Consider the following 23,230-nt stretch of genomic DNA (forward strand, 5'->3'; position numbering starts at 1 on the left):
CCGATAAACTCCGCCGCCATGAATAGAACTCTGTACACCTGCCTGTTTTACCTGGCGCTGCCGTTGGTGGCTTTACGTCTGTGGCTGCGCGCACGCAAGGCGCCGGCCTATGCCCAGCGCGTGGGCGAGCGGTTTTCCTATGGCTTGCCGGCGATGCAGCCCGGCGGGATCTGGGTGCATGCGGTGTCGGTGGGCGAAAGCATCGCCGCCGCGCCGATGATCCGCGCCTTGCTTGAGCGTTATCCGCAGTTGCCGATGACCGTCACCTGCATGACGCCCACCGGTTCCGAGCGCATCCAGGCGCTGTTCGCCCATGAGCCGCGCGTTCAACACTGTTATCTGCCGTACGATTTGCCCTGCGCGGCCAGGCGTTTCCTCGACCGGGTACAGCCCAGGCTGGCGGTGATCATGGAGACCGAGTTGTGGCCCAACCATATTCACGCCTGCGCCCAGCGCGGTATCCCGGTGGCCCTGGCCAACGCGCGGTTGTCGGCGCGCTCGGCCAAGGGCTACGCACGGTTTGCCAAACTCACGGCGCCGATGCTTGCGCAGATGAGCCTGTTTGCGGTACAGACCGAAACCGAGGCCCAGCGTTTTCGCAGCCTGGGCGCACGTGCTGAAACCGTTGAAGTGACCGGTTCAATCAAATTCGACCTGACCATCGATCCGCAACTGCCGGAACGCGCCGCCGCCTTGCGCGAGCAATGGGGGGCCGGCGAACGCCCGGTGTGGATCGCTGCCAGCACCCACGAAGGCGAAGACGACATCGTGCTCGCGGCCCATCGGCAACTATTGGCCAGCTACCCCAATGCGCTGCTGATCTTGGTGCCCCGTCATCAGGAACGTTTCGGCCCGACCTTCGAACGGTGCATGCAGCAAGGCTTTACCACGGTGCGGCGCTCCAGTGGCGAGGCGGTCACCGCGCACACCTCAGTGCTGCTAGGCGACACCATGGGCGAGTTGTTGTTTCTGTACGCCTTGGCCGACAGCGCCTTTGTCGGCGGCAGCCTGGTGCCGACCGGTGGGCACAACCCGCTGGAACCGGCGGCGTTGGGCAAGCCGGTGATCATGGGCCCGCACCTGTTCAACTTCCTCGAAATCAGCGCGATGATGCGTGAGGCCGGGGCGCTACGCGAAGTAGATGATGCCGAAGGGTTGGCCGAAGCAGTGCGCCAGTTGTTCGAACTGCCGCAGGATGCGCGAAAGATGGCCGAGGCGGGATTGAAGGTGATGCGGGCTAATCAGGGGGCGTTGAAGCGCTTGTTGGATGGCCTCGATAGGCTGATGACTCACTGACCCAACGCAGATCAACTGTGGGAGGGGGCTTGCCCCCGATGACGGAGTGTCAGTCAACACTACTTGAACTGACAGACTATATCGGGAGCAAGCCCCCTCCCACATTGGTTTTAGGGTGTTTTCAAGAACCTGGGCGGGCCTTGAGCTGTTCGGCGGCGGCTTTGGCCAGGTCCGGTGGCAGGAAGTCCTTGTCCGGGTTGTAGTCTGCCTTCAGATAGCGCGTCAGCTCCTGCAGGTCCCCTGGGTTCAAGGTGCCCGCAGCCTGCTTCAAGCGCAGGTTGTCGAGGATGTAGTCGTAGCGGCTGTTGTTGTAGTTGCGCACCGACGAGTAGAGCTGGCGCTGGGCGTCCAGCACGTCGACGATATTGCGCGTGCCCACCTGATAACCGATTTCCGTGGCTTCCACCGCGCTCTGGTTGGAGATGATCGACTGGCGGCGCGCTTGAACCTGCTCCACATCGGTGTTCACCGCGCGGTGCAGGTTGCGGGTGTTTTCCACGACTTGGCGGCGCAGGCCTTCGCGTTGTTGCTCGGTCTGATCGAGACGTGAATACGATTCACGCACCTGCGAACTGGTGAGGCCGCCGCTGTAGAGCGGGATGTTCAGTTGCAAGCCGATGGTCCTGCGCGACGCATCCCCACGATAGTCGGGGCCAAAGGGGTTGGGGTTGCTGGCGCCCAAGGCGTCGTTGTCACCCTTTTGGTATTGCGCAACGGCATCCAGGGTCGGTGCGTGTCCGGCTTTGCGCTGCTTGAGTGTCTCTTCGGCGGCGGTGACCGCATAGTTGCTCGCCAGAAGATTAAGGTTCTGGCGTCCGGCGGTCTCGACCCATGCCTTGGCGTCGTTTGGCGCTGGCGGTAATACCGGCAGCGTGTGGACGATTCCCTGGATCGAGTTGTACTGACGGTTGGTGAGTGTGATCAACGCTTCGAAGGCGTCTTCCACCTGGCGCTGGGCCACGATGCGGTTGGCGCGTGCAGTGTCATAGCTGGCCTGGGATTGCAGTACGTCCGTCTTGTCCGACAGGCCGACATCGAAGCGCTCGTTGGACTGATCCAGCTGGCGCTTGAAGGCAGCCTCTTCGGCCTTGGTGGTCGCCAGGTTATCTTGAGCCCGCAGCACGCTGAAGTAGCTCTCGGCGCTCTGCAGGATCAGGTTTTGCTCGGTGGCCGACAGCTGCAGCGCCGCCTGTTCGTTGACGGCTTCAGCTGCTTGTAGCTGGAACCAGCGGTCGGCGCGAAATAACGGTTGGCTCAAGGTTGCGCGCCAGGAATGTGCGTCACGGTCGATCGTGGCCGCTGGCTGATCGAACTTGTTGCGCACATTATTGGAATCGGCGCTCGCCGACAGGTTCGGCAGCAACCCGGCACGGGCCTGCGGGACGACCTCTTTCTGCGCGCCATATTGAGCGCGAGCGGCGGCCAGATCGGCGTTGTTATCCACAGCTTCCTGGTAGACGCTGACCAGGTCAGTTTTGGTCGACAGGGGCGCTTCTGCTGCCCAGGCCATTCCGTTGGTCGCACAAGACACGGCCAGAGCCAGTGAAAGTTTGCGCAGCATGAGGCGATCCCTAGTAAGAATATTATAGTAATAATTTTGCGCTCAAGGCTAAGGTGGGCCGTTCCTGGCGTCAAGCGTCGAGGCAGTGCCCGAGTGTAGTTGCGCGATCACGGCACAACAATCCCGCAATCATGTGATTTATCGGGGTGGCTACATCGCTATTGGCAATTTGCCCATGCCATGGTCTAGACTGGCTGCGTTCTTGTCGGGGTGCCTTGTTGGAAGGCTGAGATCGGTAAATACCGGATCCCGTTGAACCTGATCAGGTTAGCGCCTGCGTAGGGAACAAGATTTCTCGTCACCCGGCGAGTCCTCTTGTGCTTCGTCCGGGATGTTGTTCGACAATCGAACAGCCCTCGTGCGCCAAGCACAGCACTGGCTCCAGTGCATCCGTCCGTCACAGGTTCGCTCCGACAAACATCCACCGCCTGGACAGTTGGAGAGCCCGTGATGAGCACAGAAATAAAAAGTACAAAACCAAAAAACACCGTGCACCTGAGTGAATCGGCCAAGGTCGACTCCGGCTCCGTGCAGCCGTTTACCCGCTCACAGAAAATCTACGTACAAGGCACCCGCCCGGACATTCGTGTGCCGATGCGCGAGGTCAGCCTGGACGTGACCCCCACCGATTTCGGCGGTGAAATCAACGCGCCCGTGGTGGTTTACGACACCTCCGGCCCCTACACCGACCCCAACGTGATCATCGACGTGCGCAAAGGCCTGGGCGATGTGCGCTCGCCCTGGATCGAATCGCGCGGCGACACCGAGCGCCTGTCGGGCTTGAGCTCGCACTTTGGCCAACAGCGCCTGAGCGATGCCGAGTTGACTGCCCTGCGTTTTGCCCACGTGAAAAACCCGCGTCGCGCCAAGGCCGGGGCCAACGTCACGCAAATGCATTACGCGCGCAAAGGCATCATCACCGCCGAGATGGAATACGTTGCCATCCGCGAGAACATGAAGCTTGAAGAAGCCCGCGCCAGTGGCTTGCTCGACCAGCAGCATGCCGGCCACAGCTTCGGCGCCAGCGTGCCGAAAATCATTACCCCGGAATTTGTGCGCGAAGAAATCGCCCGTGGCCGCGCGATCATCCCGGCCAACATCAACCACACCGAGCTGGAACCGATGATCATCGGCCGTAACTTCCTGGTGAAGATCAACGGCAATATCGGCAACAGCGCACTGGGCTCGTCCATTGAAGAAGAAGTGGCGAAACTCACCTGGGGCATTCGCTGGGGTTCGGACACGGTGATGGACCTGTCCACCGGCAAGCACATCCACGAAACCCGCGAGTGGATCATCCGCAACTCGCCAGTGCCGATCGGTACGGTGCCGATTTACCAGGCCCTGGAAAAAGTCGGCGGCGCCGCTGAAGACCTGACCTGGGAGCTGTTCCGCGACACCTTGATCGAACAGGCCGAGCAGGGCGTCGACTACTTCACCATCCACGCCGGCGTGTTGTTGCGCTATGTCCGCGCTGACCGCCAAGCGCGTCACCGGCATCGTCTCCCGTGGCGGCTCGATCATGGCCAAGTGGTGCCTGGCACACCACAAAGAGAACTTCACCTACACGCATTTCGACGAAATCTGCGAAATCATGAAGGCCTACGACGTCAGCTTCTCCCTCGGCGATGGCCTGCGCCCAGGTTCGATCGCCGACGCCAACGACGCCGCGCAATTCGGTGAACTGGAAACCCTTGGCGAGCTGACCAAGATCGCCTGGAAGCACGACGTGCAAACCATGATCGAAGGCCCTGGCCACGTGCCGATGCAGTTGATCAAGGAAAACATGGACAAGCAGCTGGAGTGCTGCGACGAGGCGCCGTTCTACACCCTCGGCCCGCTGACCACCGACATCGCGCCAGGTTACGACCACATCACCTCCGGTATCGGTGCGGCGATGATCGGCTGGTTCGGCTGCGCCATGCTCTGCTACGTCACCCCCAAGGAACACCTGGGCCTGCCGAACAAGGACGACGTAAAGACCGGCATCATCACGTACAAGATCGCGGCGCATGCCGCCGACCTTGCCAAGGGCCATCCGGGTGCGCAGATACGCGACAACGCGCTGAGCAAGGCGCGCTTCGAGTTTCGCTGGGAAGACCAGTTCAACCTCGGTCTGGACCCGGACACCGCTCGCTCCTATCACGACGAAACCCTGCCGAAGGACTCGGCCAAGGTCGCGCATTTCTGCTCGATGTGCGGGCCGAAATTCTGCTCGATGAAGATCACCCAGGAAGTGCGCGAGTACGCGGCCAACCAGCGCATTGACGCGGTGGACGTGGACGTGGCCAAGGGCCTGGCCGAGCAGGCGGAGCGGTTCAAGCAGGAAGGCAGCCAGCTTTACAAGAAGGTCTGATCCGGGATTTCAGGGGCCTGTAAGGGCCTCATCGGGGGCAAGCCCCCTCCCACATTGATCGGGTTCACACAATCAAAGGTGGGAGGGGGCTTGCCCCCGATAGCTATCTCCCAAACAAAAAAAAAATGCCCCTCAGAGATACCCCCCCTTGAGCATTCAACCGAGTACCTACTCCCCCGACATCGCGGTGCCCACCGATAAGCGTGTCTTCGGCGCCCGCGACCTGTTCTCCCTGTGGTTTTCCCTCGGTATCGGCCTGATGGTCCTGCAAACCGGTGCGCTGTTGGCGCCGGGCCTGGGCTTGTCCGGCGCCTTGCTGGCGATCTTCCTCGGTACCCTGGTGGGCGTGTTATTGCTGGCCGCCGTCGGCGTGATCGGCAGCGACACCGGCCTGTCCGCCATGGCAGCGCTCAAGCTCAGCCTCGGTGCCAAAGGCGCCAGCCTGCCGGCATTGTTGAACCTGCTGCAGTTGATTGGCTGGGGTTCGTTCGAAATCATCGTGATGCGCGATGCCGCCAGCCTGTTGGGCGCGCGTGCGTTCAGCGAAGGCAGCCTGTTGGCGAGTCCCTTGCTGTGGACGCTGTTTTTCGGTGGCCTTGCGACCTTGCTGGCGGTGAGTGGCCCGCTGACCTTCGTGCGGCAGATCCTGCGCAAATGGGGCATCTGGCTGCTGCTTGCGGCCTGTCTGTGGCTGACCTGGAATCTGTTCGCCAAGGCCGACCTCGCCACCCTGTGGGCTCAGGTCGGTGATGGCTCGATGCCGTTTGCGGTGGGCTTCGACATTGCTATCGCCATGCCGCTGTCCTGGCTGCCGCTGATTGCGGACTACTCACGCTTTGGCAAGCGCGCCAAAAGCGTGTTCGGCGGTACTGCGCTGGGGTTCTTTATCGGCAATTTCTGGCTGATGAGCCTGGGCGTGGCCTACACCCTGGCATTTGCGCCAAGCGGCGAGGTGAATGCATTGCTGCTGGCCCTGGCCGGTGCCGGCCTGGGTATCCCGCTGTTGCTGATTCTGCTGGACGAGTCGGAAAACGCGTTTGCCGATATTCACTCGGCGGCGGTGTCCAGTGGGATTCTGCTGCGCTTGAAGGTCGAGCACCTGGCGTTGGCCATTGGTGTGGTTTGCACTTTGATCGCCTGCTTTGCGCCCCTGGCGCAATACCAGAACTTCCTGTTGCTGATCGGCTCAGTGTTCGCGCCGCTGTTCGGCGTGGTGCTGGTGGACCACTTCATCCTGCGCCGTCGGGCCCAGGGTACGGTGACCCTGCTGCACTGGCCGGCGCTGGTCGCCTGGCTGGGCGGCATCGCGACCTATCATCTGCTGGCCAATCTTTATCCGGATATCGGCGCCACCCTGCCGGCATTGCTGCTGGCAGGGCTGCTGCAGTTGATTCTGGGGCGGGCGGTCAGTGGCGTGCGGGCATCAGCTCAGGCTTGATCACGCCAGTTAGGCGCGCATAGGGGATAGTGATTTCGATCAACCCCTGTGCGTAGGGGGCGATGGTGCTGACGTTGTACTTGAGCACTACGCCGCCACTGGTCAGGGCCACGTTCGGGGTTTTCTGGAAGGGCCAGTTCTTCACGAACTCCGGGTCGCGGTCCATCTTGGTGTTGATCAACCAGCTGTTGTGCGCAACTTTTGCGGTATTCCAGAAGGCCTGCTCCTGGCCGGGCAGCAACATGTCGGCCAGGCCCAACTCTTTGTGCAGTACACGTGAATAGTTGATGAACCCGCGGCCAGGTTCACCGTGGGCCACGCCGGTGTCCAGGTAGCTGGACACTTCAACGATCACCAGTGCGTCATGCTGCTCCCGTACCTTGGCCTGCAAGTACATGCTGTGGCGGTCGGCGGACTCACGCAGGAATTTATCTCGATAGGCATTGAGCGTCGCAGGCGTGGCGGCGCCGGGCGTGGTGCGGGTCATCTGCAGCAAGCGCTGCTCCACCAGGCTGTCGAGTTGCGGATCGGCAGGGAAATGCACGGTATCGATGTTCACCAGAGGGCAATCCGGGCTGCCGCAGCCGGGTTTGGTTTGCTCCGATTTGTCGGTGGTAACCTCCAGCGGCTTGAGCTGGCTGGGTTGGAACAGGCTCTGGCAGGCGCCCAGGGTCAAGGCAATGCAAGCCACGGAGGCGATTTTTAAAAGCGACATGGGTGTCCTTCGTAAATCGATGGAAAGCGAAAAGAGTAGCGCTTGGACTGCCAACAGGGCCGCCAGTTCGCCACTAGACTGATTAGAGTGAGTTTGACGTCCGCCGTCTATCCCGGCAACTGGAAAGGGGCTGCGCCAACCGGCATCGGCGCGTTAGGATGGCGCCCATTGCACGGCTTATGACGAGGAAGACTATGACCGATTTGACGAAGTCGACGCCGAATAAGATCGAAATTGTTCAGCGCGATCATGCCTATAAAGGCTTCTACCAGCTCGATCGGGTGCAACTGCGCCACGAGAAGTTCGACGGCGGCATGAGCCGCGTGATCAATCGTGAAGTGTTCGTGCGTCATGATGCGGTGTGTGTGCTGCCTTACGATCCGCAGCGCGATGAAGTGGTGCTGATCGAGCAGTTCCGCGTGGGCGCCATGGGCCGTACCGACAACCCATGGCTGGTGGAGATGGTCGCCGGCCTGATTGACAAGGACGAGCAACCGGAGGAGGTTGCACACCGCGAGGCCGAGGAGGAAGCTGGACTGACGTTCTCGGCGCTATGGCCGATCACCCAATATTTCCCCTCGCCCGGCGGTAGTACTGAATTTGTCCACTTGTACCTGGGCCGTTGCGACAGCTCCCAGGCCGGTGGCATCCATGGATTGGAAGAAGAGGCAGAAGATATCCGTGTCACCACCTGGGCGTTCGAAGATGCCTTTCAGGCGGTGCGCGACGGTAAGATTTCCAACGCAGCCAGCATCATCGCCCTGCAATGGCTTGCGCTTAATCGCGCGGAAGTGAGGGGGTTATGGCAGTAAAGGCACGGGAACGTTATAGGGTCGACCTCATCGGGCTGCAAGCTGCGTGCGAGGCCAACTATGCGCGGCTGATGCGCCTGCTGCCCGACATGCGCCACGCACCCGAGGCACGGCGCATTGCCGTGACCCACGGCGACCAGATGCTCGGCGTGCTGACCCTGGAAGTCATCGTCAATTGCCCGTACACCACCACCCTGCGCGTGCGCCAGGAACACAGCCTGCCGTGGCTGCCGGTGCCGCAGTTGGAAGTGCAGGTGTACCACGATGCGCGCATGGCCGAAGTCATCAGCGCCGAACATGCGCGGCGCTTTCGCAGCATCTATCCTTACCCGAATGTGTTCATGCACCAGCCCGATGAGAAAGCGCAGCTCAATGTGTTCCTCGGCGAATGGTTGAGCCATTGCCTGGCCTTGGGTCATGAGTTCGAAGTCGTGCGGTAGATGTGAACGGCGCCCGTTTCCTGGCTTCCCTCTTTGTGTCCTGCCCCAGCATAATCGCCCCAACTATCTAATCCTGTGATTGCCAGGGAGAGCGCCTTGCCGAGCGTATCCACTGTGAAACCTGACGTTGCGCTGCTGGTGCAACTGTCCGACAGCCATCTGTTTGCCGAGGCCGACGGCGCGCTGCTGGGCATGAATACCCGCGAGAGCCTGCAGCGGGTGATCGAACGGGTGCGCGAGCAGCAGCCGCACATCGATCTGGTGCTGGCCACGGGGGATCTGTCCCAGGACGGTACGCTGGCGTCGTACCAGCATTTTCGCGATATGACGGCGCCCCTGGCCGCTCCCACGCGCTGGATTCCCGGCAACCACGATGAACCACAGATCATGGCCCAGGCCGCCGTGCACAGCGACCTGCTGGAGCCGGTGGTGGATATCGGCAACTGGCGCATTACGCTGCTGGACTCCGCTGTACCCGGCTCCGTGCCAGGCTACCTGCAAGACCAGCAACTGCAATTGCTCGCTCAGGCACTGAGTGAAGCGCCGAACCGGCATCATCTGGTGTGCTTTCATCATCACCCGGTCTCAATCGGCTGCACCTGGATGGAGCCTATCGGCCTGCGCAATCCCGATGCGCTGTTTGCCGTGCTTGACCGTTTTCCTCAGGTGAAGGCGGTGCTATGGGGCCACGTACACCAGGAAATCGACCGTGAACGCGAAGGCGTGCGCCTGCTGGCTTCTCCGTCCACCTGTATCCAGTTCGCGCCCGGCAGCGAGGATTTCCAGGTCAGTGAGCAGGCGCCGGGGTATCGCTGGCTGCGTCTGCATGCCGACGGGCGGTTGGAGACGGGCGTGGAGCGGGTCAAAGATTTTGCCTTCACCGTCGATTACGGCAGCAACGGCTATTAGAAAGCTGCAAACACTGATCAAAATGTGGGAGGGGGCTTGCTCCCGATGACTGAGTGTCAGTCAGCCCATGTGGCAGCTGACACACCGCTATCGGGAGCAAGCCCCTCCCACATGGGTTCTCACACAGGCCCCCGATCCCTGTAAACTGCGCCTCTTTGGCTGATGCACGGAGAGCCTGGCATGTCCGCTTCGATCCTCTATATCCACGGTTTCAACAGCGCGCCGGCGTCCAACAAGGCCAGCCAGTTGATCACCGTCATGGACAACCTTGGCCTATCCGGACAGTTGCGTGTTCCGGCGCTGCATCACCACCCGCGTCAGGCAATTCCTCAATTGGAGGAGGCCATCGCAGAACTCGGCAGGCCGCTGCTGGTCGGCAGCTCGCTCGGCGGCTACTATGCAACCCATCTTGCCGAACGCCATGGCCTCAAGGCGCTGCTGGTCAACCCTGCGGTCAGCCCGCATCGGATGTTTGACGGTTACCTGGGGACCCAGAAGAACCTCTACACCGATGAAACCTGGGAACTGACCCACGACCACGTCACGGCCCTGGCCGAGCTGGAAGTGCCAGCCCCTCAAGACGCCGCGCGGTATCAGGTGTGGTTGCAGACCGGGGACGAAACCCTGGATTATCGCCTCGCCCAGCAGTATTACCGGGCCTGTGCCTTGCGCATCCAGGCCGGTGGCGACCATGGTTACCAAGGGTTCGCCCAGCAATTGCCGGCCCTGTTGAGCTTTGCCGGCATTGGCGCTGATCAGTATCAATCCTTCGATTTTGCGTCACTGTAAAGATCGCAGGTCATTTTTTAATCGAACGACTCACGACGAGACCCCATGGCCACTCCCAGCGCTAGCTCTTATAACGCCGACGCCATCGAAGTCCTCTCGGGCCTCGACCCGGTGCGCAAACGCCCCGGCATGTACACCGACACCAGTCGGCCGAACCACCTTGCCCAGGAAGTCATCGACAACAGCGTCGACGAAGCCTTGGCCGGGCACGCCAAGTCGGTGCAGGTCATTCTGCACGCCGATCACTCTCTGGAAGTGTCCGACGACGGTCGCGGCATGCCGGTGGACATCCACCCTGAAGAGGGTGTGTCGGGCGTCGAGTTGATCCTCACCAAGCTGCACGCCGGCGGCAAGTTCTCCAACAAGAACTACCAGTTCTCCGGTGGCTTGCACGGCGTGGGTATTTCCGTGGTCAACGCCTTGTCCACGCAGGTCAGGGTCAAGGTCAAGCGCGATGGCAACGAATACCAGATGACGTTCGCCGATGGCTACAAGGCCACCGACCTCGAAGTGATCGGCACCGTCGGCAAACGCAATACCGGCACCAGCGTGTACTTCGCGCCGGACCCGAAATACTTCGATTCGCCGAAATTTTCCATCAGCCGCCTCAAGCATGTGCTCAAGGCCAAGGCCGTGCTGTGCCCTGGCCTGCTGGTGAGCTTTGAAGATAAAGGCACCGGCGAGAAGGTCGAGTGGCACTACGAGGACGGGCTGCGCTCCTACCTGGAAGATTCCGTCAGCGACTTCGAACGCCTGCCCAACGAGCCGTTCTGCGGCAGCCTGGCCGGTAACAAGGAAGCCGTCGACTGGGCGCTGCTGTGGTTGCCCGAAGGCGGCGACAGCGTGCAGGAAAGCTATGTCAACCTGATCCCCACCGCCCAGGGCGGCACCCACGTCAATGGCTTGCGCCAGGGTCTGCTGGATGCCATGCGCGAATTCTGCGAATACCGCAGCCTGCTGCCGCGCGGCGTGAAGCTGGCGCCGGAAGACGTGTGGGAGCGCATCGCGTTCGTGCTGTCGATGAAAATGCAGGAGCCACAGTTTTCCGGCCAGACCAAGGAGCGCCTGTCGTCCCGCGAGGCGGCGGCGTTTGTCTCGGGTGTGGTCAAGGACGCTTTCAGCCTGTGGCTCAACGAACATCCGGAACTGGGCCTGGCCCTGGCCGAATTGGCGATCAACAACGCCGGTCGTCGCCTCAAGGCCAGCAAGAAGGTCGAGCGCAAGCGCATCACCCAGGGCCCGGCATTGCCCGGCAAGCTGGCCGACTGTGCCGGCCAGGACCCGATGCGCTCCGAGCTGTTCCTGGTGGAAGGTGATTCCGCCGGCGGTTCCGCCAAGCAAGCGCGGGACAAGGAATTCCAGGCGATCCTGCCGTTGCGCGGCAAGATTCTCAACACGTGGGAAGTCGACGGCAGCGAAGTCCTGGCCAGCCAGGAAGTGCACAACATCGCCGTGGCAATCGGCGTCGACCCGGGCGCGGCGGACATGAGCCAGTTGCGCTACGGCAAGATCTGCATCCTCGCCGACGCCGACTCCGACGGTCTGCACATCGCAACCCTGCTGTGCGCGCTGTTCGTGCAGCACTTCCGCCCACTGGTGGATGCCGGCCACGTCTACGTCGCCATGCCGCCGCTGTACCGTATCGACCTGGGCAAGGAGATTTTCTACGCCCTGGACGAGGCCGAGCGCGATGGCATTCTCGACCGCCTGGTGGCCGAGAAGAAGCGCGGCAAGCCACAGGTCACGCGATTCAAGGGCTTGGGTGAAATGAACCCGCCGCAACTGCGCGAAACCACCATGGACCCGAACACCCGGCGCCTGGTGCAGTTGACCCTGGAAGACTTCGCCGGGACGTCGGAAATGATGGACATGCTACTGGCGAAAAAGCGTGCGCCGGATCGCAAAGCCTGGCTCGAATCCAAAGGCAACCTGGCCGAGGTTCTGGGCTGATGCGCACAGGCGTCGCCCTGGCGATCCTGATGGTATGCGGGTTGGCGGCCACCGATGTGGCTGCCGCGCCCGTGGCTGAGTTAAAGCTGGTGTCGGAGCATCCGGTAGACGGCATGCGCGGCGGGAACCTGTCGGGCCTGGCGCTGTGTGGTAACGAGCTGTGGACGGTATCGGATCGCGATGATGACCAGATCTATCGTCTGGACACCCGCGAGCCGACGTGGACTGCCCAAGCGTTGAAAATCGACGTACCGCCCGTGCCCGAGTCGGGCCTGCCGTGGGGGTTGCGCTCGCGCACCAAGGCGGCCTCGTTCATTCGCGGTGGAGACCTGGATTTCGAAGGCATCAGCTGTGATGCCGCAGGTAACCGCTACATCGTCAGCGAAGCCCATGCGGCGGTGTTGCAGGTGCCGGTAGAAGGCGCGCCCGAGTGGTTGAAGATAGCCCCTGGCATGGTGCGCGAAGCGCGGGCCAGCGGCTTGTTGCTGCACTTCAACGCGTTGTTCGAGGGCCTTGCGGTGAATCCGCAAGGCAACCAGCTCTGGCTGGCCGCCGAGCGTGAGCGCCGTGGCCTGGTCTCGATCAAACGCGGGCAGAGCGTGTGGGATTGTGACGGTCCTTGCGTGTTGCTGAGCGAGGCGGGGCTGGAAGTGCAGCCGGCGCAGTTCACCAACGCCAAGGCGGTGTCGAAGGATTTTGCCGATCTGGCGCTGTTCGACGGCAAGCTGTTTACCCTGGAGCGCAACGCGTTCCAGATCTGCCGGCGCGATACGCTAACGGCCAAGGTTGAGCTGTGCTGGTCGTTTGCCGACGAAACCCTGACGCCCCAGCGGCGTTATCCCCAGCCCTACGGCCTGGCCGAAGCCCTGGTGGTGGACGCCGATGGCGCCTGGCTTGGCATCGACAATAATTTCGGCGCGCGTGCCGATGGTGAAAAGCGCCCGGTGGTCTATCGTTTTGCCGCCCCGGCCGGCGGCTGGAGTGCCCAGCCATGAGCCGCGACTTTTTTGAATTGCATCAGCGCAGCGGCAGTTCCGCTGCGCCTTACCCCATGATGAGGCCCGCATGAGTGACATCCTCGCAGACAGCTTAGATGGCGTAGAACGCCGATCGCTGGCTGACTTCACCGAAAATGCCTACCTCAACTACTCCATGTACGTGATCATGGACCGTGCGCTGCCGCATATCGGCGACGGCCTGAAGCCGGTACAACGGCGCATCATCTATGCCATGAGTGAGTTGGGCCTGGACGCCGATTCCAAACACAAGAAGTCGGCGCGTACCGTCGGCGACGTGCTCGGCAAATTCCACCCCCACGGCGATTCGGCCTGCTATGAAGCCATGGTGCTGATGGCCCAGCCGTTCAGCTACCGCTACACCCTGGTCGATGGCCAGGGTAACTGGGGTGCGCCGGATGATCCCAAGTCCTTCGCCGCCATGCGTTACACCGAGGCGCGCCTGTCGCGCTACTCGGAAGTGTTGCTCAGCGAGCTGGGCCAGGGCACCGCGAACTGGGGGCCGAACTTTGACGGCACTCTCGACGAACCCCTGGTGTTGCCGGCACGTTTGCCGAATATCCTGCTCAACGGCACCACCGGCATCGCGGTCGGCATGGCCACCGACGTGCCGCCGCACAACCTGCGCGAAGTCGCCACCGCCTGCGTTCGTTTGCTCGATGAGCCAAAAGCCACGGTCGAGCAGCTGTGCGAGCATATCCAGGGCCCGGACTACCCGACCGAAGCGGAAATCATCACGCCGCGCGCCGACCTGCTGAAGATGTACGAAACCGGCAAGGGCTCGGTGCGCATGCGCGCGGTGTACCACGTCGAAGACGGCGACATTATTGTGACCGCCTTGCCGCATCAGGTGTCCGGCGCCAAGGTGCTGGAGCAGATCGCTGCGTTGATGCAGGCCAAACCGTCGAAATTGCCGCAAGTCGCCGACTTGCGCGATGAGTCCGACCACGAGAACCCTTGCCGCATCGTGATCATCCCGACCAATAGCCGGGTTGACCATGAAGTGCTGATGCAGCACTTGTTTGCCAGCACCGACCTTGAGTCCAGCTACCGGGTCAACGTCAACATCATCGGCCTGGACGGCAAGCCACAGCTCAAGAACCTGCGCAATCTGCTGGTGGAGTGGCTGGAGTTCCGCGTGCAGACCGTGCGCCGTCGCCTGCAATTCCGCCTGGATAAGGTCGAGCGCCGCCTGCACCTGTTGGACGGCTTGTTGATTGCCTACCTCAACCTGGATGAAGTGATTCATATCATCCGTACCGCCGAGCATCCGAAAGCCGAATTGATCGCTCGCTTCGAGCTGAGCGAGATCCAGGCCGACTACATTCTCGACACTCGCCTGCGCCAGTTGGCACGCCTGGAAGAAATGAAGCTGCGCGACGAGCAGGATGCATTGCTCAAGGAACAAGCCAAGTTGCAGGCGCTGCTGGGCAGCGAAGCCAAGCTCAAGAAGCTGGTGCGCAGTGAACTGATCAAAGACGCCGAAACCTACGGCGATGACCGCCGCTCGCCGATCGTCGAGCGCGCAGAAGCGAAAGCTCTGACAGAAACCGAGCTGTTGCCTAACGAGAAAATTACCGTCGTTCTGTCGGAAAAGGGTTGGGTTCGTTCCGCCAAGGGGCATGATATTGATGCCACCGGCCTGTCGTACAAGGCCGGTGATGGCTTCAAGACCGCGGCGGCGGGGCGTTCCAACCAATTTGCAGTGTTTATCGATTCGACGGGGCGCAGTTATTCGGTGCCGGCCCACACCCTGCCATCCGCACGCGGGCAGGGCGAGCCGCTGACCGGGCGCCTCACGCCGCCACCGGGGGCGAGTTTCGAGTGCGTGCTGCTGCCGGACGATGATTCGCTGTACGTCATCGCCTCCGACGCCGGTTACGGATTCGTGGTCAAGGGTGAAGACCTGCAGGCCAAGAACAAGGCGGGCAAGGCGCTGTTGAGCCTGCCGAACAACGCCAAAGTGATCCTGCCGCGACCCGTGGATGATCGCGAGCACAACTGGCTGGCTTCGGTGACCACCGAAGGGCGGTTGCTGGTGTTCAAGATCAGTGACCTGCCGCAGTTGGGCAAGGGCAAGGGCAACAAGATCATTGGCATTCCGGGAGAGCGGGTGGCCAGTCGCGAAGAGTACGTGACCGACATCGCCGTCATCCTGGAGGGCTCGACTCTGGTGCTCCAGGCGGGCAAGCGTACGTTGTCGTTGCGCCCTGACGACCTTGAACACTACAAGGGCGAGCGCGGTCGACGTGGTAACAAACTGCCTCGAGGCTTCCAGAGAGTGGATGCTTTGTTGGTAGAAACGCCTGCTTAAGGCGTACTAGAGGCCTCGATCTACGATTTAACGCGTAGATCGACGCATTGGCGCTGGAGTCATGGCGCATATTCACGGATGATATGGCCTTTCCAGCGCCGGCGTGGCCGAGCGTGTTTAGGTTATTTTTAGTATTACATTGTGGTTCGCCTTGTGGCAGCCACCTGGATGGGATGATGACTGCTCCACGCCTTCCTCTATTTTTGATGCTCGCTGGCCTGTTAGGGCTGGCGGGTTGCAGCACGCACCAGCCGGTGTCGCTGTACCAGCTGGACAGCGGAAGTCCGGCTCAGCCAGCACAAACCGCTGGTATGGCTGTTCTTCTGGGTCCGGTAGTCGTTGCCGACTACCTGCAACGCGAAACCCTGCTGCAACGTCAGAACGACGGCAGCCTGCAAGGTTCCATTGATGGTCGTTGGGCGGGTAGTCTCTCCTCCGATATCAATCAATTGATGTTGCGTCAGGTGGCTGGCCACTTGGACAGCCAGCGTGTGGTCCTGGCGCCAGGGCCCTCCGGGTTTACCCCGGATGTGCAGGTGTTGCTGACCATCACGCGGCTTGACTCCGGCAAGTCGCAACCGGCGATCCTGGATGCGCAGTGGCGCCTGATCGACCGCCGCGGGCAGGTACGGGACAACCGAATCGTGCACCTGCAGGAAGAACATGCCGGCACCACGGCGTCCCAGGTCCAGGCCCAGGGCGTGCTGTTGCAGCACTTGGCGCAGCAGTTGGCGGTGGCGCTCAAGCCATTGGCCAACCAGCCGCCGATTGCCGAGGCACCGCGCAAGCAGGCACCGGCACAGGCTAAGCCAGCAACCCCGGAAAAGCCCAAGATGCCGATGGCCACCCCGATTCGTACGGATTTGGAAGTGTTCAGGTTCTGATTTGAACGGCAGACAAACAAAAGGCCCGCTGAGTAAGCGGGCCTTTTTTGTTATATGTGATGGATGCCACGGCGCAGACCAAATGTGGGAGGGGGCTTGCCCCGATGGCGGTGGTTCAGTGAGTGATGTGCTGACTGATACGCCGCTATCGGGAGCAAGCCCCCTCCCACAGGGTTTCTGTGGTGTGCTTCAAGCTGCCGCACGGAGCGCAGACCATATGTGGGAGGGGGCTTGCCCCCGATGGCGGCAGTTCAGTGAGTGATGTCCCAACTGATACGCTGCTATCGGGAGCAAGCCCCCTCCCACAAGGTTTTTGCGGTGTGCTTCAGGGCTTGCGCGTCTCGTGCATCCGCGCCAACTGACGCTCTAGCATCGACGGGTACGGCTCCATCAACCGCTCAACACAGCTGGCCCCTTCAGGGCTGGCAATCGGGCGGATACGGGCGCGTTGGCGGATCAGCGAATCTTCACTGATCTTGCGCTCCACCAGCAGCAGGTTGCGGCTGTGTTGAGACAAGGCCAGGGCGTCCTGGGCGATCTCGGTCAGCAGCAGGTCGATCTGGCTGATGCCAAACAGGTCATCGCCCACCGTCAGGCCAAGCTGCAGTTGCAGAGTGATGCCGCTGTCCGCCACTTCGATCTGCAGGGCATGGCCCAGGGCGCGCAGCAACTCGCCGCAGCAGATGGCGTTGGTGAGGTAGTCTTCGCCGCTGTCTTCGCTGTGGAACAGCATCAACGTGCTGCCGTCGTTCAGGGTGTGCAATTCGCTCTGGTAGAGCGAGGCGGCCTGGTCGAGGCAGTCGCGGTAGCGTTCCAGCAGTTCGGTCAAACGGGCGCGGGGTAAGCGACGCAGTTGATCCTGGGCGCCCAGTTGCACGGCGAGTACCGCGCTGTACTGAGGTTCGGTGCTCTTGACCGGAAGCGGCTTCGACGCTGCGACAGGCGCGGCATCGGCGGTGTCGCGCAGGTCGGCAAACGGGTCTTCGTCGTCCAGCTCGTCTTCTTCGGCCTTGATCACATGCCGTGGCGCCGGCTTCAAACCGGCGACCGGAGCGCTTTCGTCAAAGCCTGGGTCACGCAGGTCGCGAACCTCAAACTCAGGCTCGTCGCCGTAATCAGCGTCGTCGTACTCCGGCTCGGGCTCGGGTTGAACCTCAGGCACGGTCGGCTCGGGGGCGAAGCTGGCATGCAGCTGGCGCGCGAGGTCGCCGATTTCGTCCTGGCGGTCGGTGGCCGGGGTGTGTTCGTCGATATCGCGTAGCCAGATACGCAGCTGCATCAGCGGCGTGGAGATATGCCGCCCGAGGCGCAGGCTCAACGCCAGGGCCAGGGCCAGCAGGATCGCGCTCAGGATACCCATGCTTTGCAGGCTGATGGTCATCGGCTGTTGGAACTGTTGCATGTCCAGGCTGATGCGCAATTGGCCGGCTTTTACGTCCTGGAACGTGATATTGCTCTGATACAAACCTTCGGCTTCGCCCAGCAGGCCGTTTTTCGGGCGCTGCCCGGCTTCGGCCATGATCCGGTTGTCCACGCTATAAATAGCGGCGTGGGCCACCAACGGGTTCTTGGTCAGGTTGTTGAGCAGCACGTTGAGGCTGAGGATGTCGTTGGACACCAGCAACTCAGTCGCCGAGGTGGCGGTCTGGGTCGTCAAGCTCTCGCCCAGGGCGTCGGCTTGCTCGTGCATGGCCTGCTTGAATTGCAAACCCATCACGCAGGCGTAGATCACCAGGGCCAGAGCGACCAGGATGACGTTATGGCTGGCGATGCGTAATGCGATCGGTACACGGCGGTGGCGCAGTGCCCGGAAGATCAGCAGGAAGAAGTTATCGGTTTTTACTGGCGTGGGCCGGTTCACTTGCGCTCGGCTCTTGGTCCGTGAAGTTGACGCGCAGTATAGCGACAGGCCCATGACCGGCAAAGCGCTGGCTGTGCCCGATGGTCACTGAAAGTGGGTAGAATGCGGTTTTTTTCCAGCCTGGGGGTGCGCTTTGCGCGAAATTGTCCTGATCAACATCACAGGTCTTGACCGACCGGGTCTCACCGCTGCCATTACCGGCGTTCTGGCCCAGGGTGGTGTGAACATTCTCGACATCGGCCAGGCGGTGATCCACGACACCCTGTCGTTCGGCATCCTGGTGGAAATCCCCAGCACCGAGCAGGCGTCCTCGGTACTCAAGGACATTCTGTTTACGGCCTACAAGCTGGATCAGCAGGTGCGCTTCACGCCGGTGTCCGAGGCCGATTATCAGCATTGGGTCGAAGGCCAGGGCAAGAAACGCCATATCGTTACGTTGCTTACCCGCAAGGTCACGGCCGAACAGCTGCAGCGCGTAAGTTCGATCACCGCGCATTACGGTTTGAACATCGACCATATCGACCGTCTGTCGGGTCGCATGCCGCTGGACACGCCAGCAGACAAAGGCAAGGGCTGCATTGAGTTTTCCGTGCGGGGCGAGCCGGCCGATGCGCAAGCGCTGCGCGCCGAGTTCCTCAGCGTGGCCCAGGAGCTGAATGTCGACATCGCCTTCCAGGAAGATTCACTGTTCCGGCGCAACCGTCGTCTGGCGGTGTTCGACATGGACTCCACGCTGATCGAAGCCGAAGTCATCGACGAACTGGCCAAGGCCGCCGGTGTGGGCGAGCAGGTCTCGGAAATTACCGAGCGCGCAATGGCCGGTGAACTGGATTTTCGCGCCAGCTTCAAAGAGCGCCTGGCGCTGCTCAAAGGCCTGGATGTGAGCGTGCTGGACTCAATCGGCGCCTCCCTGCGCCTGACCGAAGGCGCTGAAACCCTGTTTGCCGAACTCAAGCGCCTGGGCTACAAGACCGCCATCCTGTCCGGCGGCTTCACCTACTTTGCCAAACAGTTGCAGGCCAAACTGGGCATTGACTATGTGTTCGCCAACGAGCTGGAAGTGGTGGATGGCAAAGTGACCGGCGTGGCCGTGGAGCCGATTGTCGACGCACAGCGCAAGGCAGACCTGCTCAAGGAGTTGGCGCACAAGGAAGGCTTGCGTCTGGAACAGACCATTGCGGTCGGCGACGGCGCGAATGACTTGCCGATGCTGGCGATTGCGGGGTTGGGTGTGGCGTTCCGCGCCAAGCCATTGGTCAAGCAATCGGCCAAGCAGGCGATTTCGACTCTGGGGTTGGATGGGGTGCTGTATTTGCTGGGCTTGCGCGACCGCGACGGTCAGTTGTAACTGACTCAATGCGGTAAAAAATGTGGGAGGGGGCTTGCTCCCGATAGCGGTGTATCAGTCATACATGAGCTGACTGACACCCTGCTATCGGGGGCAAGCCCCCTCCCACATTGGTTTTTCACATTGGCTGAATCAGGCTTTAGGTGAACCGATACCCTGGCCCATCTGCACCGGCGTACCCGCCGCCAGCTCTTGCGCCCACTGCACCTGATCCGGTCCGAACAGCACGATGGCGGTTGAGCCCAGCTTGAAGCGACCCAACTCAGCGCCTTTCTCCAAGTGGATCGGTGCGCGAGCAGCCTCGTCATAACGGAAGGTTTTCAGCTCGCGCTTGGGTGGCGTAACCAGTCCGGCCCACACCGTCTCAATCGACGCCACGATCATCGCGCCTACCAACACCACGGCCATCGGGCCGCGTTCGGTGTCGAACAGGCAGACAACCCGCTCGTTACGCGCAAACAACTCCGGTACGTTTTCGGCGGTGGTCTGGTTTACCGAGAAAATTCGCCCCGGCACATAGACCATCTCGCGTAAGGTACCGGCCAGCGGCATATGCACGCGGTGATAGTCCTTGGGCGATAGGTAGATGGTGGCGAAGTCGCCGCCCATGAACGGCGCCGCCAGCGCTGCGTCGCCGCCGAGCAGTTCCAGCACGCTGAAACTGTGGCCCTTGGCCTGGAACACACGGCCATGTTCGATCGGGCCAAGCTGGCTGACCGCGCCATCGGCGGGGCTCAGTACGGCGCCGGGAGTTTGATCCAGCGGGCGCGCACCGTCTTTCAGCGCGCGGGTGAAGAAGGCGTTGAAGTGCTCGTAGGCAGTCACGTCTTCAACCAGTGCCTGGGACATGTCCACTTGGTAACGCTTGGCGAACCAACGGGTGAAGGCGTTCTTGAACCAGCGCACGCGGCACTCGGCAATGCAGCCGGCCAAGCGCGACAGCAGGTGGTGCGGCAGCAGGTACTGACTGAGGATAAACAACTGCTTTTTCATTAAATGTCCTTGAACTTCAAATCTCGACGGGGGTGTCGGGGTGGTTGCCCCATTCGCCCCAGGAACCGGCATAACCTTTGACGCGTGGATAACCGAGCGCCTTGGCCACCAGGTAGGTGAAGCCAGAGCGGTGGTGGGTCTGGCAGTGGGTAATGATTTCTTTATCGCGGGTCAGCCCGAGGTCTTCAAGCACCTGCGGCATGTCGCGGCGTATGCGCAGACTGCGCGCCTTGTCCATGCCGGCGGTCCATTCGAAGTTCACTGCGCCTGGGATGTGCCCCCCTCTGGCCGCAAGCACTTTTTCGCCGGAATATTCCAGCGGGCCACGGGCGTCCCAGATGCCCAGGTCGGCCGCGCCGAGCCGGCTTTGCAGGTATTCGCGGGTGGCGGTAGGGCCGTCGTGCAGCGTAAGGCTCGCCGGCCCGCCGGCTGGCAAGGGGATTTCGGTGGAGACCGGGTGTTTTTCCTCCAGCCACGCCAGAAGGCCGCCGTCGAGGTAGTGATACTTCTGGTGGCCGATGACGTCGAGCAACCAGATAAAGCGCCCGGCCCAGCCGCCGCCTTCGTCGTCATAGACCACATAGGTAGCGTCAGGCGTGTGGCCCAGCTCGCCAAACAGTTTTTCCAGGTCGGCCTTGTGCGGGAGCAGACCTGGCGCGGGCGGCTGGCCCAATTGGGTGCGCTTGGGGTCAACGAAATGCGCGCCGGGGATGTGTCCTTCGGCGTAGCGGGCGGCACTGGTGAGGTCCACCACAATCAGGTGTTCGGCATCCAGGCGACCTTGCAGGTCGCTGCATTCGATCACCAGCGGCAAGCCAGAGAAGTCAGGCATGTGAGGTCTCCTGGGCACAAATGTTGGCGATAAAGGAGGGCGATTGTAGCGCAAGCATCAGGTGCTGCGGTTGGTAAAGCTGTGCAGGGCTTTTTCGATGCATTGCGCGGTTTTGCCGAAGGCTTGCACGGTGGTTTCCGAGAACGGCCCGCCGCCCTGGTCCGCCACCATCAGCATCACCACGCGGCCGTTGCAGCTCAGCGAGCGCAGCAACAGGTGTTCGCCGGTAAACAGGCGGCGCAGGATCGGCGGCAGCAGAGCCGAGAACTGCGCATGGTTGTCCGGACCGAGACGCACCTGGGCGGATTTTTCCAGCAAGCGTTGCAGCAGCGTGCTGTTGACGACGTCCAGGCTCAGGTTGGCAGCGTCCTTGGGCAGGCCATCGGCCTGATGCACACGCAAGGTACTCAAGGCGCGATCCGCCATGAACAGCAATACGCGTTGCATGCCGCTGGCGACCAAGGCTTCCTTGGCGCAAGTGGTCAGGTGCATCGCATTGGCAAAGCGGCTCGGTTCGACCAGCAGCTCGGTGCAGCGGTTGCGCCACACCGCCAGGGCTTCGGCGGTGGGAGGCGGCGCGGGCAGCAAGCCACGGTGGACTTTCTGCACATGCCACGGCCAGATCAGCGACAAGGCCGGGTGCCAGAGGTCGGGCATTAAGGTGCTGCGCGCGCTGGTCACCGCTTGCTGGTGAACCTGCTGCTGCACATCACCCAGTGGCTCCTGCAGGTACAGCGCCGTGAGGTATTGCCAGCGCTCGGTGTGCGGGCAGGTCCAGGACTCTTGCGCCGACATCGCCAGGCCGTTGGCCAATAGCACGGTATTGGCCGGCTGGTTCAGCCAGCGGCGCAGGTTGGGTTCGGCGTCGAGCAATTGCTGGTGACGCAGAGGGTCGTCCTCGCGGGCGATACGCAATGCCTTGACCAGCAGGCGCTGCTCGCCCAGCAGCAGGTTATAGCCCTGGGACACCCAGATCGGCAGGTGCCAGGCCGCGGTCAGGCCAAGGCACAGGTCCAGCAGACGCACGCCGAACAATTGCTGCTCGACCTGGCGCGCCGACTCGCCCTTATGGATCACCCGCAGCTCCCATTCCTCCAGGAGCTTGGGGTAGGCGACGGCCATCGGCCACAACGGTGACAGAAGCAGCAGGCTGCCCCAATGGATGTCCTGCCACAAGCGCGCCAGGCGGCTGCCGAACAAGCCGTTGGCTTGCTGCGAGGCATGCTGGCTGACCAGCAGCAACTGGCGCAGCGCCACGGGAATTTCAGCGGCCGGCACCGAAGGCAGGCGCGCCAGCAGCTCTTCGGCGCGTTTGAGGCCGAGGCGGTTGAGCGCCACTTCGAGGTTTTCCGCAGGTTCCGACAGGCTGCCGTGAGTCTGGCTGTTGGCCTCGCGCATTACGCTGAGCACCAGGGCCGGGCTGTTTTGCATCAGCTCGGCAATGTCCCTCAGTGAGCTGCGACTGTCGCGAATGGCTTTGCACACGCGCTCATGGCTGGCCTGGGGGACGGGCAGCAGCACATCGTCCAGGCGCTTGATCCAAGCGGCGAGGGTGGTGGGTTTTGCAGTTGGGACTGTCGTTTCATTAGCCATGATTGGGGCGCGATCATCACGTGGGTTCAACACACCCGGAGCGGGCTCAATTGGCTTTTCGCCTTAACGGGCTATAGTCTGGCGCAGTTTTGCCGATAAGTAGAACAAGAGTTTTTCAGCAGC

General features: G+C 61.8%; 17 protein-coding genes, 1 pseudogene and 1 riboswitch. Of the genes and pseudogenes, 12 read left to right on the forward strand and 6 right to left on the reverse strand.

The genetic code is table 11. The features are described from left to right. The first annotated feature begins 18 nt into the window (after positions 1-18). Complete coding sequence (gene waaA / locus QF045_RS05405) at positions 19-1,296, forward strand: lipid IV(A) 3-deoxy-D-manno-octulosonic acid transferase (protein ID WP_306491355.1); 1,278 nt, start codon at positions 19-21, stop codon at positions 1,294-1,296. A 121-nt stretch (positions 1,297-1,417) separates the two neighbouring features. Here the strand turns inward: waaA and QF045_RS05410 are convergent, their stop codons facing one another. Then, positions 1,418-2,857 (reverse strand): TolC family outer membrane protein, encoded by a 1,440-nt coding sequence (locus QF045_RS05410; protein ID WP_306491356.1) that lies wholly within the window; start codon positions 2,855-2,857, stop codon positions 1,418-1,420. A gap of 196 nt (positions 2,858-3,053) precedes the next feature. After that, positions 3,054-3,159: riboswitch (TPP riboswitch) on the forward strand. Positions 3,160-3,307: 148 nt separating this feature from the next. Here QF045_RS05410 and thiC point away from each other — a divergent pair. Both thiC and cytX read left to right on the forward strand, forming a co-directional pair. Continuing rightward, positions 3,308-5,213: pseudogene (thiC, locus tag QF045_RS05415) on the forward strand (phosphomethylpyrimidine synthase ThiC). Between the two features lie 148 nt (positions 5,214-5,361). Then, the gene (cytX, locus tag QF045_RS05420; protein ID WP_306491357.1) at positions 5,362-6,651 is read left to right on the forward strand and encodes a putative hydroxymethylpyrimidine transporter CytX; all 1,290 of its coding nucleotides are present in this window, start codon (positions 5,362-5,364) and stop codon (positions 6,649-6,651) included. Here the strand turns inward: cytX and QF045_RS05425 are convergent. Further along, a complete protein-coding gene (locus QF045_RS05425; RefSeq protein WP_306491358.1) occupies positions 6,620-7,366 on the reverse strand; it encodes an RsiV family protein in 747 nt (248 codons plus the stop codon). The genes cytX and QF045_RS05425 overlap by 32 nt on opposite strands. A 194-nt stretch (positions 7,367-7,560) precedes the next feature. Between QF045_RS05425 and QF045_RS05430 the strand changes: the two genes are divergently transcribed. From QF045_RS05430 to QF045_RS05465, 8 genes are all read left to right on the forward strand, one after another. Beyond that, on the forward strand, positions 7,561-8,178 hold the full coding sequence (locus QF045_RS05430; protein ID WP_306491359.1) for an NUDIX domain-containing protein: 618 nt from the start codon (positions 7,561-7,563) through the stop codon (positions 8,176-8,178). Continuing rightward, complete coding sequence (locus QF045_RS05435; protein ID WP_017138485.1) at positions 8,169-8,618, forward strand: DUF1249 domain-containing protein; 450 nt, start codon at positions 8,169-8,171, stop codon at positions 8,616-8,618. The genes QF045_RS05430 and QF045_RS05435 overlap by 10 nt, the downstream gene beginning before the upstream one ends. A 96-nt stretch (positions 8,619-8,714) precedes the next feature. After that, complete coding sequence (gene cpdA / locus QF045_RS05440) at positions 8,715-9,527, forward strand: 3',5'-cyclic-AMP phosphodiesterase (protein WP_306491360.1); 813 nt, start codon at positions 8,715-8,717, stop codon at positions 9,525-9,527. 180 nt (positions 9,528-9,707) lie between these two features. Next, positions 9,708-10,316, forward strand: a complete 609-nt coding sequence (locus QF045_RS05445; RefSeq protein ID WP_306491361.1) for a YqiA/YcfP family alpha/beta fold hydrolase — start codon at positions 9,708-9,710, stop codon at positions 10,314-10,316. A gap of 45 nt (positions 10,317-10,361) precedes the next feature. Further along, positions 10,362-12,266: a DNA topoisomerase IV subunit B gene (gene parE, locus QF045_RS05450; RefSeq protein WP_124384843.1), complete on the forward strand. Its 1,905-nt coding sequence runs from the start codon at positions 10,362-10,364 to the stop codon at positions 12,264-12,266. Beyond that, positions 12,266-13,261: an esterase-like activity of phytase family protein gene (locus QF045_RS05455; RefSeq protein WP_306491362.1), complete on the forward strand. Its 996-nt coding sequence runs from the start codon at positions 12,266-12,268 to the stop codon at positions 13,259-13,261. Before parE ends, QF045_RS05455 begins: the two co-directional genes overlap by 1 nt. Positions 13,262-13,331: 70 nt before the next feature. Further along, the gene (gene parC / locus QF045_RS05460; RefSeq protein WP_306491363.1) at positions 13,332-15,596 is read left to right on the forward strand and encodes a DNA topoisomerase IV subunit A; all 2,265 of its coding nucleotides are present in this window, start codon (positions 13,332-13,334) and stop codon (positions 15,594-15,596) included. Between the two features lie 173 nt (positions 15,597-15,769). After that, positions 15,770-16,480: a membrane integrity-associated transporter subunit PqiC gene (locus QF045_RS05465; RefSeq protein ID WP_306491364.1), complete on the forward strand. Its 711-nt coding sequence runs from the start codon at positions 15,770-15,772 to the stop codon at positions 16,478-16,480. Between the two features lie 325 nt (positions 16,481-16,805). Here QF045_RS05465 and QF045_RS05470 read toward each other — a convergent pair whose 3' ends face one another. Next, a complete protein-coding gene (locus QF045_RS05470) occupies positions 16,806-18,341 on the reverse strand; it encodes an AhpA/YtjB family protein (RefSeq protein ID WP_306491365.1) in 1,536 nt (511 codons plus the stop codon). Positions 18,342-18,474: 133 nt separating this feature from the next. Here QF045_RS05470 and serB point away from each other — a divergent pair, with 133 nt between their 5' ends. Beyond that, positions 18,475-19,689 carry a phosphoserine phosphatase SerB gene (gene serB, locus QF045_RS05475; protein WP_065951525.1) on the forward strand — a complete coding sequence of 405 codons (1,215 nt, stop codon included), beginning with the start codon at positions 18,475-18,477 and terminating at the stop codon, positions 19,687-19,689. Between the two features lie 132 nt (positions 19,690-19,821). On the opposite strand, the gene asd is transcribed toward serB, so the two are convergent. The 3 genes from asd to QF045_RS05490 are packed head-to-tail and all read right to left on the reverse strand — an operon-like array spanning position 19,822 to position 23,107. Beyond that, a complete protein-coding gene (asd, locus tag QF045_RS05480; protein WP_124365614.1) occupies positions 19,822-20,682 on the reverse strand; it encodes an archaetidylserine decarboxylase in 861 nt (286 codons plus the stop codon). 16 nt (positions 20,683-20,698) lie between these two features. Then, positions 20,699-21,514 (reverse strand): rhodanese-like domain-containing protein, encoded by an 816-nt coding sequence (locus tag QF045_RS05485; protein WP_306491366.1) that lies wholly within the window; start codon positions 21,512-21,514, stop codon positions 20,699-20,701. 57 nt (positions 21,515-21,571) lie between these two features. Beyond that, complete coding sequence (locus QF045_RS05490; protein WP_306491367.1) at positions 21,572-23,107, reverse strand: HDOD domain-containing protein; 1,536 nt, start codon at positions 23,105-23,107, stop codon at positions 21,572-21,574. Between the last annotated feature and the right edge of the window lie 123 nt (positions 23,108-23,230).

Origin of the sequence: Pseudomonas sp. W4I3 (assembly GCF_030816195.1) — a bacterium.
Classification (GTDB): Bacteria; Pseudomonadota; Gammaproteobacteria; order Pseudomonadales; family Pseudomonadaceae; genus Aquipseudomonas.

Bases quoted from the DNA above. Each gene is read 5' to 3' on its own strand.
- waaA (WP_306491355.1), top strand. From the start codon at position 19: ATGAATAGAACTCTGTACACCTGCCTGTTTTACCTGGCGCTGCCGTTG.
- QF045_RS05410 (WP_306491356.1), bottom strand. From the start codon at position 2,857: ATGCTGCGCAAACTTTCACTGGCTCTGGCCGTGTCTTGTGCGACCAAC.
- QF045_RS05425 (WP_306491358.1), bottom strand. From the start codon at position 7,366: ATGTCGCTTTTAAAAATCGCCTCCGTGGCTTGCATTGCCTTGACCCTG.
- QF045_RS05430 (WP_306491359.1), top strand. From the start codon at position 7,561: ATGACCGATTTGACGAAGTCGACGCCGAATAAGATCGAAATTGTTCAG.
- QF045_RS05435 (WP_017138485.1), top strand. From the start codon at position 8,169: ATGGCAGTAAAGGCACGGGAACGTTATAGGGTCGACCTCATCGGGCTG.
- QF045_RS05445 (WP_306491361.1), top strand. From the start codon at position 9,708: ATGTCCGCTTCGATCCTCTATATCCACGGTTTCAACAGCGCGCCGGCG.
- parE (WP_124384843.1), top strand. From the start codon at position 10,362: ATGGCCACTCCCAGCGCTAGCTCTTATAACGCCGACGCCATCGAAGTC.
- QF045_RS05455 (WP_306491362.1), top strand. From the start codon at position 12,266: ATGCGCACAGGCGTCGCCCTGGCGATCCTGATGGTATGCGGGTTGGCG.
- parC (WP_306491363.1), top strand. From the start codon at position 13,332: ATGAGTGACATCCTCGCAGACAGCTTAGATGGCGTAGAACGCCGATCG.
- QF045_RS05465 (WP_306491364.1), top strand. From the start codon at position 15,770: ATGATGACTGCTCCACGCCTTCCTCTATTTTTGATGCTCGCTGGCCTG.
- asd (WP_124365614.1), bottom strand. From the start codon at position 20,682: ATGAAAAAGCAGTTGTTTATCCTCAGTCAGTACCTGCTGCCGCACCAC.
- QF045_RS05485 (WP_306491366.1), bottom strand. From the start codon at position 21,514: ATGCCTGACTTCTCTGGCTTGCCGCTGGTGATCGAATGCAGCGACCTG.
- QF045_RS05490 (WP_306491367.1), bottom strand. From the start codon at position 23,107: ATGGCTAATGAAACGACAGTCCCAACTGCAAAACCCACCACCCTCGCC.